We start from the raw sequence: 13,858 nt of genomic DNA on the forward strand, positions 1-13,858 counted from the left end.
GGTTATATTTGGTCATAAAAAATCTGCACCTCTGTCTGTTGGATAATAAGTCCAACTTTAGGGGTGCAGATCATGTTTATACGGGATTTTTTAAATAAAAAGAGTGGCTAATATTTAAAGAAAATAAATATTAGCCACAATTTTGTCCACTTGGCATAGTTTTTGACACATCAGCAACAATTTTGTCTACTATGCCAAAAATTAGCTTGATACTTATTTATACGATTAACTTCGTTGACACATCTGATTGCTTAACTACTTTTGGATCTTCGCCAAAACGATTATTTCCCTTAGTACCATTCAAACTGAAAAATATTATTAAAATTATCCAACCAATGATAGGAATAAACCATAATAGCTGCCACCAACCAGAACGATTTATATCATGTAAACGCCTTGTTCCTACAGCGATGCTAGGGATGAAAAGTGCTAAGCCATACACACCACTCAATACCCCACCATACTCCGCATGATAAAAACCTATAGAGATATCAATTTGCTCTAATATCATGCTAGAAATTGTATATAACAGCATAAATATCCAAAACTCTTTTCGACGAGCTCGTCCTGTAAATACAGCATATTTTCTAACTACTGAAAGATACCAGTTCATTCTTAACCCTTTGTATTTACTATTTCACTGCCAATAAAAATTTTCTCAATTCTGCAAAATCAGCTGGCATCGTAATTGATAGTAATGGTAAAGCATTATGTTTCGCTAACGCTTCTGGTAGTGGAACTTCAATATCTAAAATACGTTCTACACTCTCTTTAAATTTAGCTGGATGTGCGGTACAGAGGAATACTCCTGTTTCGCCATCAGTTAAATCATTTTTCAACACACGATAAGCGATAGCACCATGTGGCTCGCAAACATAACCTTTTGCATACATTGCTTGTAAAGTTTCTTCCGTTTCTGCGTCAGTAACACTATCAGAATGTAATTCGTTTAATGACCATTGCTGACGGCGGAATAACTCTTCGACTCGAGGCCAGTTATTTGGTCGGCTAACGTCCATTGCATTAGATAATGTTGCAACGGTTGCGTGTGGATCCCATTGATGTGAACGTAAATAACGAGGCACGGTATCATTCGCATTAGTAGAAGCGATAAAACGTTTAATTGGTAAACCAATCGCCTTCGCAATTAAACCTGCCGTTAAATTACCAAAATTACCACTCGGTACAGATACGACTAAATTATCTCTTTTTTCTACTGGTAATTGAGCAACTGCTTCAAAATAGTAACAAATTTGTGCTAATAGACGGCTAATATTAATGGAGTTTGCCGAGTTTAAACCAATCGCTTCACGAAGTTCTTGATCATCAAAGGCTTGTTTAACTAAGGCTTGGCAAGCATCAAAATCGCCCTCAATCGCAATCGTACGAATATTACCACCTAAGGTACAGAATAATTTTTCTTGTAAAACACTAATTTTGCCTTTTGGATATAAAATGACAACATCAATATTTTCTAAGCCATAAAATGCGTGAGCAACTGCCGCGCCAGTATCCCCTGAGGTCGCCGTTAAAATGGTAATTTTGCCATCTTTACGCACTGCAGCTAATGCTTGTGCCATAAAACGACCACCAAAGTCTTTAAATGCCAAAGTTGGACCATGAAACAATTCTAAAGCATAAATATTCTCTTCAACTTTAGAAACAGGTGCGGGGAAAGTAAAGGCATTATCCACCATCTGCGCAAGTTTTTCTGCTGGAATTTCATCACCAATAATCGCTGATAAAATACGTTGGCTACGTTCTACTAAGGGTAATGCTAATAATTCTTCAACATTAGCAAAATAAGGTAATTTCTCTGGAAAGAATAGCCCTTGATCCTTACCTAAACCTTGACGAACCGCTTGAGCAAAATTCACCTGTTCTTCTGGATGTTTAATATTATATAAATTCATTGTGTTACCTTTTATCTTAATTAACCCAGTTGTCTTGCACCTTGATTATCTACTTTACAGATATGCACAAAACCTTCGTTATTTTGTAAATAGTGTTTCTCTAAATAATCAGCAACTTTCGTCGCAATGGTCAGGTCTGGCGTAATAGAGAACATTGTTGGACCAGAACCAGAAATCCCTGTTGCTAATGCGCCAAGATCTTGCGCAGCTTGTTTCACTTCTGCAAAATTTGGCAATAATTGTTGACGGTAAGGTTCAGCAATGACATCTTTCATCATAATTGCCGCTAAGTTCTCTTGTTGCGTATGACAAGCATGAACGAAACCGCCGAGATAACGCCCATGCGCAATCACATCTTGACGAGTATAACTTTTCGGTAGAATTGCTCTTGCTTCTGCAGTCGAAACTTCAATCCCTGGATAAGCTAACACCCAATACCAATGATCAAAAAATGGCAAACGTTGGCAAATTGATCCTAACGATTGCACCATAAACTGCACACCGCCCATATAGCAAGGCGCAACATTATCATAATGGATTGAACCAGAAATACGCCCTTCTAATTCCCCCATCATTTCCAACAATTCCATATCTGAAAACGGATCTTGATGGAATTGGTTTAGTGCAACTAATGCTGCCACAATGGAACAAGCGCTCGAACCTAATCCAGAACCAATTGGCATATTTTTTTCTAATGTTAAGCGTAATGGTTTTACCTGTTTATTACGCAATTTTAGACGTTCACTAAATAAGACATAAGCCTGATAAACGATATTCTTTTGTGGTTCTTTTGGTAATTTACGCACAAAATAACCAACCGCTTCAAACTCAAATTGTGTGGCACAATCTTCAATTTGAATGACATCCCCTAATAATGAACCATCAATTGGCGAGATCGCTGCTCCTAGTGTATCAAAACCAACACTAATATTTGCACTAGAAGCTGGCGCATAAATTCGTAACATAATTATCCCCTTTTCAATTAGCGGCGTAATGTCCGCAAAATATCCGCAAAAATACCTGCTGCAGTCACATTATTACCTGCACCATAACCACGTAATAATAATGGAATTGGGGAATAATAACGAGTATAAAATGCGAGTGCATTTTCACCATTTTTTACTTTATATAATGGATCTTCCGCATCCACTGCTTTAATTGCTACACGACATTTACCATGTTTAATTTCACCTACATAACGAAGCACTTTACCTTCAGCTTGTGCAGCTTTCACACGTTTATCAAATTCAGCATCCAACTCTGGTAGCATCGCCATAAATTCAGCAGTCGATTTTCCTTTTGCAAACTCTGGTGGCAATACACCCTCTACTTCAATATCACTTAACTCTAATTCTAATCCTGCTTCACGTGCTAAAATTAATAACTTACGTGCGACATCTTGTCCAGAAAGATCATCTCGCGGATCTGGTTCAGTAAACCCTTTCTCTTTAGCTAAGCGAGTGACTTCAGATAATGATTTGCCTTGTTCTAATTCACCAAAAATAAAGGATAATGAACCTGACAAAATACCATCAAACACTTCAACTTCATCACCAGCTGCCAATAAATTTTGTAGATTTTCGATAACAGGTAATCCCGCCCCAACGTTTGTGTCATATAAAAAGAGACGTTGGTTGGCTAATGCCGCTGCACGCAACTGATGATAGTACGCTAGACTAGACGTATTCGCTTTTTTGTTTGGCGTAACGACATGGAAACCTGCATTTAAGAAATGGAGATAACTATCGGCAATCTCTTGATTAGAAGTACAATCCACTAAAATTGGATTTAATACATGTTGATCTTGAACAGCTTCAATTACACGACGAATAGAAAAACTTTCTGTCGCATTAGCTAAATCTTCACGCCAATTTGTTAAGTCTAAACCATCCACATTCAGTAATACTTTCTTAGAATTAGCAATCCCACAGACACGGATCGCAATATTTTTTTCAGTTAAAAACTGTTGTTGATGAGCAATTTGATCTAATAACTCACCACCAACACCACCTGCACCAATTAGGAATACACGCAGTGATTGTTGACTATTAAACAACGCTCGGTGAGTTGCCTTAACACCTTCAATCGCCTTATTTAATGGCACTACAGTAGAAATTGAACGTTCTGATGATCCTTGTGCAATCGCAACAATATTGACATTAGCTTGTGCCAATGCAGTAAAGAATTTAGCTGCAATACCACGACTTTTACGCATACCATCTCCTACCACAGAGATGATCGCAAGATTATCTAAAATCTCGATTTCATCTAATGCACCTGATGCTAATTCAGTTGCAAAAGCACGTTTTAATGCACTTTTTGCTTTATTAGCCGATTTTTGTGGTACACAGAAACTAATGCTATATTCCGATGAAGCCTGAGTAATGAGAATGACCGAAATACCAGCTTTAGACATTGTATCAAATACACGGGCTGCCATACCAACCATACCCTGCATACCTGGACCAGATACATTAAACATTGCCACATCATTTAAATTAGTAATCCCTTTTACTTGTAAGGTTTCCGAACGTACATTACCATCAATCAATGTTCCTGGTGCACTTGGATTTCCTGTATTTTTAATTAAACAAGGAATATTAAATTGGGCAATTGGTGCAATGGTACGAGGATGAATGACTTTCGCACCAAAATAAGAGAGTTCCATTGCTTCTTGATAAGACATCGTTTCCAATAAGCGAGCATCTGGCACTAAACGTGGATCGCAAGTATAAACCCCATCAACATCGGTCCAAATTTCACAACAATCAGCTCGTAAACAAGCTGCCAATACTGCTGCAGAATAGTCTGAACCATTACGTCCTAATACCATTAATTCACCTTTATCATTACCAGCAGTAAAACCAGCCATTAAGACAACACTTTGTTTTGGAATAGCAGGTGCATTAATACGTTTAGTCGATTCTTCAATATCTACTGAAGATTCTAAATATTCGCCTTGTGCCAATAATTGTTTAACAGGATCAATGACATGAACTTGATAACCTTGTGCTTCAAACCAACCAGCCATAATCGCAATCGATAGTTTTTCCCCACGAGAGATAATTGAAGCATTAATATTGTCAGGACATGGTGTTTGAGGAGAGAAAAGAGATAAAGTATGTTCGATTTGAGCAAATTCTTGTTGGACAGTATTTCTTAATTTTACATCATCAAATTTTGCATTTTGTTGCTTTAATCCGATTAAGATAGTTTCAAATATTTGCTTTGCTTCTTGGAAATCTTTCTGCTTATCTTCACCTTTATTGGTTTTATCCACTAATGCAACTAAATAGTTAGTGATTTTTGCTGGTGCAGATAAGACACCTGCTGCTTGATCCTTTCGATGAGCCTGTAATATTAACTCACCAGCTTGTGAAAAACGTTGTGGATTTGCTAGTGAAGTGCCGCCAAATTTTAATACACGCATGATGTTGTCCTCTATTTGTTGTATCTTAAAAATTCAAATTGAAACCATAAAAAAACCCGCACTTTGTAGGGTGCGGGTTCTATAAACACTGGATTCTGTGTGCTAACCCGCCCCACTAATAATAATGGTCATAATAATGCGGGTCATCGTAATATTCATTGATGTCATGGTTACTACACAGAATAAAAAACTTTGTTAATTCAATGGTTCTAATAAGTACCTAAATTCACTCTTCTTGTCAAATAAATTTATTACTATTAGTTAATTTTTTCTATAATAAGACGTTTTTTGCTTTTTATAGAGAATTAGGTAATGTCCATTGAACAAAACTTACACAAAATAGAACAACAAATTAATCAATATCAAACTACTAACACTGTTTCCCTATTAGCAGTTAGTAAAACCAAACCTTTTTCTGACATTCTTGCCGCCTATCATGCTGGCCAACGCCAATTTGGTGAAAATTATGTGCAAGAAGGTATAGAAAAAATTCAACTAGCTCAACAACAGAATATTAAGGATATAACATGGCATTTAATCGGTCCGCTACAATCGAATAAAACTCGCCTTGTCGCCGAACATTTTGACTGGGTACAAACGATTGATCGTTTTAAAATCGCTGAACGTTTAAGTCAACAACGTCCATCTCATTTAGTACCATTACAAATTCTCATCCAAATTAATATTAGTGATGAAAATTCAAAATCAGGTATTCAACCAGAACAGCTTTTTGAACTTGCTGCACAAATTGTTCAGTTACCAAACATTCAATTACGCGGTTTAATGGCAATTCCAGCTCCAACAACAGATACTCAAGAACAAAAAGCGGCTTTTTCACAAATGGCAGCATTATTCCAACAATTACAACAGTGTTATCCACAATTACCAATCGATACACTTTCTATGGGGATGACAGATGATATGCAAAGTGCTATTGAATGTGGATCTACTATGGTAAGAATTGGGACTGCTATTTTTGGCAAACGTAATTAACGTTTTTTAGGTATTTTGCTTCCCCTTAGGGGAAACTTTATTCTAACGAACGTTTTTTCACATTTGACAAAGGATATGATAATGAAAAAAGTACTACTTACTCTTGGTCTTGCAGTCTTATCAACCACAGTATCTGCTGAAACTATGCAGCATCACCATCAAGGTCCTGCAACTGAAGCCTATATGCAATCAATGGGAGCAATGCATGATGCAATGATGAAAGGCATTGAACACCAAGATCCTGATGTCGCCTTTGCGGCAGGTATGTTACCACACCATCAAGGTGCAGTTTCCATGGCAGAAGTAGAATTAAAATATGGTAAAGATCCAGAGTTACGCCAATTAGCTCAAAATATTATTAAAGCACAGCAAGCTGAAATTGAGTTTATGCAAAAATGGTTAGCAAAGCACGCCGAAAAGAAATAATGATATATACGTAAATAATTAAACTTAAAAGGAGATCTTGCGGATCTCCTTTTTTCATATCATTACCGTAAGAAACTTGGAATGTTTTTCTCATACTCGGTAATCGCATCTTCATGCTGCAAAGTTAAACCGATATTATCTAAACCATTCAATAAACAATAACGACGGAATGGATCAAGCGTAAAATGGTAAGTTTTATCACCTACTTGAACCGTTTGTTGCTCTAAATCAACATCAATCGGCTTACCATCATTCTCTTTCACCCATGTGAAAATCTCATCTACTTCTTGTTCCGTTAACTTCACTGGTAACAGATGATTATTCAAACTATTACTATAAAAAATATCGGCAAAGCTCGGTGCGATCATCACTTTAATTCCATAATCGGCTAATGCCCAAGGTGCGTGTTCTCTTGATGAACCACAACCTAAATTTTCACGTGCTAATAAAATGGTTGCCCCTTGATATTGTGGAAAATTTAACACAAACTTTGGATTCACTTGTGTTCCTGCTGGATCAAGATAACGCCATTCATGAAAAAGGTGCTTACCAAATCCCACTCGAGTTACTGCTTGTAAAAATTGTTTTGGAATAATCGCATCAGTATCAACATTTGCCATATCTAATGGAATAACTAAACCACGATGTTGTTTAAATCCTGCCATATTATGCTCCTAATAATTCTACTGTGCGAATATCGGTAAATTTACCAAAAACAGCCGCTGCTGCTGCCATTGCTGGGCTAACCAAATGGGTACGACCATTTCGACCTTGACGACTTTCAAAGTTACGGTTACTGGTTGATGCACAACGTTCCCATTCACCAAGGCGGTCATCATTCATCGCTAAACACATTGAACAGCCAGGTAAACGCCATTCAAAGCCCGCTTCAATAAAGATTTTATCCAAGCCTTCTTTTTCAGCTTGTTCTTTAACTAACCCAGATCCAGGCACAACTAATGCTTGTACACCAGCAGCAACTTTACGTCCTTGCGCTACGGCGGCGGCTGCACGCAAATCTTCAATACGAGAATTAGTACAAGAACCAATAAACACTTTATCCACTTTAATATCAGTCAAATGCTCACCACCATTTAAGCCCATATACGCAAGGGCTTTTTGTGCAGACTGCTTTTCAATCGGATCAGTAATTTGATCCACTGTTGGTACAGTTTGATCCACCGCAATCACTTGTCCTGGATTGGTTCCCCAAGTAACCTGTGGCGCAATATCTTTCGCGTCTAATACCACTACCGTATCAAATTCCGCATCAGGATCACTCTTCAAGGTTTTCCAATATGCAACGGCTTTATCCCACTCTTCGCCTTTTGGTGCATATGGACGATCTTTTAAATAATCAAATGTGGTTTGATCTGGGGCAACTAATCCCGCTTTGGCTCCTAATTCAATCGCCATATTACAAACTGTCATTCGCCCTTCCATTGAAAGATCTTCGATTGCTTGTCCACAGAATTCAACAACATGACCTGTACCGCCTGCCATAGTAGTTTTACCAATAATGGCTAAAATAATATCTTTAGCAGTAATCCCTTCAGCCACTTTTCCTCGCACTTCGATCTTCATCTTTTTAGCACGAGCTTGTTTCAAAGTTTGTGTCGCTAAAACGTGTTCCACTTCAGATGTACCAATCCCAAAAGCTAATGCCCCAAAAGCCCCATGCGTTGCGGTATGCGAATCACCACAAACAATCGTCATTCCAGGTAAAGTTAAACCTTGTTCAGGCCCCACAACATGCACAATTCCCTGTTTTTTATTATTGAGATCATAAAGCGAAATATTGTTCGCATGACAATTTTTATCTAATTCTAATACTTGAATTCTCGCTTGTTCCCCACAGGCTGCTGGATCACGACTTTGTGTTGAAATACTATGATCCATTGTTGCAAATGTTTTACTTGGTTGACGCACTTTACGTCCCGCAACACGCAAGCCATCAAAGGCTTGTGGTGAGGTTACTTCGTGCATTAAATGACGATTAATATAAAGAATTGGTGTTTCACCTTCCGCTTCATACACAACATGAGCGTCAAATAATTTTTCGTATAATGTTTTGCCCATAATAATCACTCGTTTATTTTTTATTCCATCATTTGCTGCCAATTAAATACGAGCAGCAATTAAATCACCCATTTCAGAAGTAGAAACTGGGGCAGATTGATCCGCCAAATCTGCAGTACGATAACCTTCTGCTAATACTTGTTGTACTGCTTTTTCAATCGCTTGTGCAGCTTCTTCTAATTGGAAGCTATAACGCAACATCATTGCCGCAGAAAGAATTTGCGCAATCGGATTAGCAATTCCTTTGCCAGCAATATCAGGAGCCGATCCACCTGCTGGCTCATATAAGCCAAAACCTTTCTCATTCATACTTGCTGATGGCAACATTCCCATTGAACCTGTAATCATCGCACATTCATCAGAAATAATATCGCCAAAGATATTAGAACAAAGCAACACATCATAATGTTCAGGCTGTTTAATTAATTGCATGGTTGCATTATCAATATAGATATGTTCAAGCGTAATATCAGGATACTCTTTCGCTACCTCCATGACGACTTCACGCCATAAGATTGAACTAATTAATACATTTGCTTTATCGACAGAAGTTACTTTTTTACGGCGTTTACGTGCAGCTTCAAACGCAATACGTGCAATACGTTCGATTTCAAAACGGTGATAAATTTCGGTATCAAAGGCTTTCTCCATTTTGCCTTCACCTTCACGTCCTTTTGGTTGTCCAAAATAAATACCACCTGTTAATTCACGTACGACAACAATATCAAACCCTTTTGCTGCAATGTCTGCACGTAATGGACAGAACTTTTCTAAACCTTTATAGAGGGTTGCAGGGCGAAGATTGCAGAACAACGCAAAATGTTTGCGTAATGGCAATAATGCGCCACGTTCTGGTTGTTCATTTGCAGGTAAGTGCTCCCATTTTGGTCCACCGACTGATCCAAAAAGAATAGCTTCTGCAGCCTCACAACCTTGTAAAGTCACATCTGGTAACGCCTTACCATGATTATCAATTCCTGCGCCACCAACATCATAATGTTGATAATTAAGTTTAAAGTTAAATTTTTTTTCTACTGCGTTTAAAACTTTTAACGCTTCAGCCATCACTTCTGGCCCGATTCCATCTCCTGCCAATACGGCAATGTTGTGAGTTTGCATTAGTGTTTCTCCGTATGTTTTTTAATTTCTGAAACTTTTTGTGAACGATAAATTGCATTAATTGCATGAATCAATGCTAAGGCGGAAGATTCGATAATATCTGTCGCTAACCCCACCCCATGGAATTTACGACCTTGATATTCCACCACAATATCAACTTGTCCAAGTGCTTCAGCACCCTCGCCTTTTGCAGCTAAATTATAATGTAACATAGTAATATCCATACCAGTTAATGATAAAATCGCATTGTATGTCGCATCAACTGGCCCATTACCACCCGCAGAAACGGTACTTAATTTTTTACCATCTAACATTAATTCAACAAATGAAGTCGCAGGGAAATCACTCACAGAGTGTGCCGAGATTTTGGTTAAGGTTAAACGATCTTCATCACCTTGTTGCATATCAATAAAGGCTAACGCTTCCAAATCATAATCAAAAACTTGTCCTTTTTTATCGGCTAATTTTAAGAATGCTTCGTATAATTTATCTAAATCATAATCTTGTTCGGTATAGCCCATATCTGCCATATGATTTTTCACCGCTGCACGACCAGAACGGGCAGTAAGATTTAATTTTTCCTTTTTCAAACCAATACTTTCTGGCGACAAAATTTCATAAGTATTAGCATTTTTTAACACGCCATCTTGGTGAATACCTGAAGAGTGAGCAAACGCATTTGACCCCACAATCGCTTTATTGGGTTGAATCGGCATATTACAAAGTTGGCTCACCATTTGGCTAACACGATAAATTTCTTGTGTATTAATATCAGTCGTTACATTCATTAAATCTTTACGTGTATGAATTGCCATCACCACTTCTTCTAGTGCTGTATTTCCCGCACGCTCACCAATACCATTGATAGTACATTCAATTTGTCTTGCCCCATATTGCACAGCGGTTAATGAGTTTGCCGTCGCCATACCTAAATCATTATGGCAATGTACTGAAATAACTGCCTTATCAATATTCGGTACACGATTCATTACATTTTCAATAATACTACCGAACTGGGTTGGTAATGTGTAACCAACGGTATCTGGAATATTAATCGTAGTTGCACCAGCATTGATTGCTGCTTCAACAATGCGACAAATATTATCCACACCTGTACGCCCCGCATCTTCACACGAAAATTCGACATCATCGGTATAACCTCTTGCTCGTTTCACCGCAGCAACTGCCATTTCAACAACATCATCAAATGAACGTCTTAATTTTGCTTCAACGTGTAATGCAGACGTTGCAATAAAAGTATGGATTCGATAAGCCTCAGCAACTTTTAATGCTTCATATGCAGCATCAATATCTTTAGCAACCGCTCTCGATAATGCGCAAACACGGCTATTTTTGATTACTTTAGCAATCGTTTGAACAGATTTGAAATCCCCCTCAGAAGACACTGGAAATCCCACTTCCATAACATCAACACCTAAACGTTCCAATGCTAATGCAATCTGTAATTTTTCTTTAACCGTTAAACTCGCTCTTAATGCTTGTTCACCATCTCTTAATGTTGTATCAAAAATAATTACGCGATCACTCATATGCCACCTGCTATAACAATAAAATAGTTAAAAAAAAGCCCGCTTATGTGCGGGCTGATGTGTGTGTTTGCTTTGATTAACTTTTCTTTATCCACGACCTACCGCACAAACTATCTATTTGTGAGGAGGAGAAGCAGAGATAAAGAAATTAAACGAATCATTTATTTAAAACCTTGTAAATCAAAAACGTTTTTGATTCTGCCGAAAAGCACCAAGCAAGTCAACAGCATTTTATGCTAAAAAATCATTTATTTTGCTTTATTCCCAAACAATATAAAAATAAAAATCCAAAAACAAGATATATAAAAGAGAAAAATATATAGATAATCCAAAAGACTAAATTTATCTACTGGGTTTTAGCTTTAATCTAATACTAAATTTTTTTATCAATTTTTTGCAAAAAAGTTAACAACTGCTGTTTAAATAATGACAACTGCTGTTTCTTTTGCGGATAAAAAGGTTGAAGCAATAATGCTAACTGTGCAGTTAACACGTCATTAGGATAATGATAAAAAAGCCGTTTTAAGGTTGGATACGTTACCACCAATGTACGTTGATGATCGATAAAATCTGCTATTACTTGCCAGTCCCACGCAGTTAATTGCCAATCAGGTTTCTCAAATCTCAACTGTTTACTTAGCTCGGTAACTAATGGATGCTCGCTTAAAATAAAATTACGCTGAAAAAGGATTGCAGCTTGTTGGCAAAATTGCTCTCCTTGTTCCGACAATGGATAAATCATCATCACACTATAATTACCACTGCTCGCTTCCGTTCCAGCACTAACACCAACTAGCTGGAAACCATTACGCCGCCAAAATGCAAGTAAGTCTGCACTATAGCTAAAACTTACTGATAAAAAATCAAACTGCTCTGAACATTGCTGAATCAACTGTTGAATTAATTTTGATCCTACACCTTGTTGCTGCCATTCAGGTAATACCGCAATCCGTGAAATCCGTAATGACCGTAATTTCGCTGCTCGCTCGTCATTTAATTGAAAACAAAGTGCCTGAGCAACTAAATTCCCTTTCGGACGGCGATAGCCTTGACAAATCCCCTGTACTAGAGATTTATCTTGAATATTCCCCTCTTCTAGCCCCCACACAACACCTACTGGCTGTTGTTCAACTTCATACCATACAAATTGTTGTTTTTGCCCATCTAACAAACGGCGAAAATCGGTTAACGAAGTACGATAATGTGCCAATGATAATAATTGATAAAGTTGCGTTAGTTTATACTCTGAAGAAATTTGTTGTGTTGAATACAGGGAATAAATCGCTTCTGCTTGATAAGGGAAAATCACATCTTTGGGTTGCAATAAAGCAAGATCATTTACCCATCGTTCTAATAAATCACCAGCTTGCCAACGTAATGGTAAAGTTAAATCTAAATAAGTTAATTTTCTTGATAAAAATTGCGTTAATTTTAATTGAAACCCTTTCCCAGTTCCCTCATACCCCTCACTGGTCGTCGTTAATAACACTTTAGGGAAAGCTGCACAAAATTTCTGCAACATTGCTAATGGCAGCATTGCAGCTTCATCAACAATCAACCAAGCATAATCCTCATCAACTTCCTGTTGAATCAGTTTGTCTAATAAAAGATCAGGGGCAAGAAAATCAACTTTTTTTGGTGCAGCAAATTGCTGCAAGGTTTTGATTGCTTGTTGATTCGCTGCGGTTACTAATACTTTTTTAGCTAATTTTTTAATAAATTGTCCCGCCAATGCCGATTTACCTCGTCCACGTCCCGCAATTAAGAGATAAATATCGGCATCTGCTTGTAACAAACATTGTAGTTGTTGCTGCTGTGCATTGATTGCAGCAGTTGGCATACACCATCTATCCGTATTCACATTAGGAAAAATCATTTCTGTTGCGGGTTCTTGATAAATCGGTAATTGATAATGCGTAATCCGACTCACTAGCCAATCAAGAAAATTCGGCGTCGTGGTGGCTTCATTAATGCTATTCCAACGTAGTGAATCTATATCTACCCGATAAGGTAAGTTATGCCATGTTGGCAATAAAATAAATAAACAACCGCCTGCTCTTAAAGTCGCAGCAATAATGGCTAAGGTATCTAAATGAAAGGCTAAATTCTCTTGCTGACACGCATCAAAAATAGCTACCGAAAACTCTTGTCCTAAAACATTACGACTATTTTGTAACGAAAAAAAAGTGAATTGATCTGAACAAACAGTAGGTGACTTCACACCACAATAAAGGATAGGCTGCGTTGAATAATGTTGTGCAATCTTCTGTAACTGTTGCTCTCGCCAAGCAATACGTCCAGCAAGTATTATCACCTGACGAGAAAAATCTATCCGCTGTTCCAACATT

At 37.6% G+C, this 13,858-nt stretch carries 11 protein-coding genes; 2 read left to right on the forward strand and 9 right to left on the reverse strand.

All coding sequences use genetic code 11. From position 1 onward, the window contains the following. Positions 1-217 precede the first annotated feature (217 nt). Genes ACFFHT_RS06025 through thrA form a run of 4 tightly spaced genes read right to left on the reverse strand, consistent with a single transcriptional unit; the run spans position 218 to position 5,343 of the window. Entirely contained in the window at positions 218-613 is a 396-nt protein-coding gene (locus tag ACFFHT_RS06025; protein WP_382374425.1) for a DUF805 domain-containing protein, read from the reverse strand. A 19-nt stretch (positions 614-632) separates the two neighbouring features. Continuing rightward, positions 633-1,913: a threonine synthase gene (gene thrC, locus ACFFHT_RS06030; RefSeq protein WP_382374427.1), complete on the reverse strand. Its 1,281-nt coding sequence runs from the start codon at positions 1,911-1,913 to the stop codon at positions 633-635. 20 nt (positions 1,914-1,933) lie between these two features. Continuing rightward, positions 1,934-2,878 carry a homoserine kinase gene (thrB, locus tag ACFFHT_RS06035; protein WP_382374429.1) on the reverse strand — a complete coding sequence of 315 codons (945 nt, stop codon included), beginning with the start codon at positions 2,876-2,878 and terminating at the stop codon, positions 1,934-1,936. 17 nt (positions 2,879-2,895) lie between these two features. Further along, complete coding sequence (gene thrA, locus ACFFHT_RS06040) at positions 2,896-5,343, reverse strand: bifunctional aspartate kinase/homoserine dehydrogenase I (protein ID WP_382374431.1); 2,448 nt, start codon at positions 5,341-5,343, stop codon at positions 2,896-2,898. Between the two features lie 312 nt (positions 5,344-5,655). Between thrA and ACFFHT_RS06045 the strand changes: the two genes are divergently transcribed. Together ACFFHT_RS06045 and copM are read left to right on the forward strand one after the other, a co-directional pair. Next, complete coding sequence (locus ACFFHT_RS06045; RefSeq protein ID WP_382374433.1) at positions 5,656-6,336, forward strand: YggS family pyridoxal phosphate-dependent enzyme; 681 nt, start codon at positions 5,656-5,658, stop codon at positions 6,334-6,336. Between the two features lie 81 nt (positions 6,337-6,417). After that, positions 6,418-6,762 (forward strand): CopM family metallochaperone, encoded by a 345-nt coding sequence (gene copM / locus ACFFHT_RS06050; RefSeq protein WP_382374435.1) that lies wholly within the window; start codon positions 6,418-6,420, stop codon positions 6,760-6,762. 62 nt (positions 6,763-6,824) lie between these two features. Here copM and leuD read toward each other — a convergent pair whose 3' ends face one another. The 5 genes from leuD to ACFFHT_RS06075 all read right to left on the reverse strand — a co-directional run bounded on the left by leuD (position 6,825) and on the right by ACFFHT_RS06075 (position 13,857). Beyond that, positions 6,825-7,427 carry a 3-isopropylmalate dehydratase small subunit gene (gene leuD / locus ACFFHT_RS06055; RefSeq protein ID WP_382374437.1) on the reverse strand — a complete coding sequence of 201 codons (603 nt, stop codon included), beginning with the start codon at positions 7,425-7,427 and terminating at the stop codon, positions 6,825-6,827. A gap of 1 nt (position 7,428) precedes the next feature. After that, positions 7,429-8,841, reverse strand: a complete 1,413-nt coding sequence (gene leuC, locus ACFFHT_RS06060; protein WP_382374438.1) for a 3-isopropylmalate dehydratase large subunit — start codon at positions 8,839-8,841, stop codon at positions 7,429-7,431. A gap of 42 nt (positions 8,842-8,883) precedes the next feature. After that, positions 8,884-9,960 (reverse strand): 3-isopropylmalate dehydrogenase, encoded by a 1,077-nt coding sequence (gene leuB / locus ACFFHT_RS06065; RefSeq protein ID WP_382374440.1) that lies wholly within the window; start codon positions 9,958-9,960, stop codon positions 8,884-8,886. Then, positions 9,960-11,510, reverse strand: a complete 1,551-nt coding sequence (leuA, locus tag ACFFHT_RS06070) for a 2-isopropylmalate synthase (protein ID WP_382374441.1) — start codon at positions 11,508-11,510, stop codon at positions 9,960-9,962. Before leuA ends, leuB begins: the two co-directional genes overlap by 1 nt. A 373-nt stretch (positions 11,511-11,883) precedes the next feature. Next, a complete protein-coding gene (locus ACFFHT_RS06075) occupies positions 11,884-13,857 on the reverse strand; it encodes a GNAT family N-acetyltransferase (RefSeq protein ID WP_382374443.1) in 1,974 nt (657 codons plus the stop codon). Between the last annotated feature and the right edge of the window lies 1 nt (position 13,858).

Origin of the sequence: Gallibacterium melopsittaci (genome assembly GCF_042433085.1) — a bacterium.
In the GTDB taxonomy this organism is placed as follows: domain Bacteria; phylum Pseudomonadota; class Gammaproteobacteria; order Enterobacterales; family Pasteurellaceae; genus Gallibacterium; species Gallibacterium melopsittaci.

Excerpts from the sequence above, each read along its gene's own strand:
- ACFFHT_RS06025 (WP_382374425.1), bottom strand. The coding sequence starts at position 613 with ATGAACTGGTATCTTTCAGTAGTTAGAAAATATGCTGTATTTACAGGA.
- thrC (WP_382374427.1), bottom strand. The coding sequence starts at position 1,913 with ATGAATTTATATAATATTAAACATCCAGAAGAACAGGTGAATTTTGCT.
- thrB (WP_382374429.1), bottom strand. The coding sequence starts at position 2,878 with ATGTTACGAATTTATGCGCCAGCTTCTAGTGCAAATATTAGTGTTGGT.
- thrA (WP_382374431.1), bottom strand. The coding sequence starts at position 5,343 with ATGCGTGTATTAAAATTTGGCGGCACTTCACTAGCAAATCCACAACGT.
- ACFFHT_RS06045 (WP_382374433.1), top strand. The coding sequence starts at position 5,656 with ATGTCCATTGAACAAAACTTACACAAAATAGAACAACAAATTAATCAA.
- copM (WP_382374435.1), top strand. The coding sequence starts at position 6,418 with ATGAAAAAAGTACTACTTACTCTTGGTCTTGCAGTCTTATCAACCACA.
- leuD (WP_382374437.1), bottom strand. The coding sequence starts at position 7,427 with ATGGCAGGATTTAAACAACATCGTGGTTTAGTTATTCCATTAGATATG.
- leuC (WP_382374438.1), bottom strand. The coding sequence starts at position 8,841 with ATGGGCAAAACATTATACGAAAAATTATTTGACGCTCATGTTGTGTAT.
- leuB (WP_382374440.1), bottom strand. The coding sequence starts at position 9,960 with ATGCAAACTCACAACATTGCCGTATTGGCAGGAGATGGAATCGGGCCA.
- leuA (WP_382374441.1), bottom strand. The coding sequence starts at position 11,510 with ATGAGTGATCGCGTAATTATTTTTGATACAACATTAAGAGATGGTGAA.
- ACFFHT_RS06075 (WP_382374443.1), bottom strand. The coding sequence starts at position 13,857 with ATGTTGGAACAGCGGATAGATTTTTCTCGTCAGGTGATAATACTTGCT.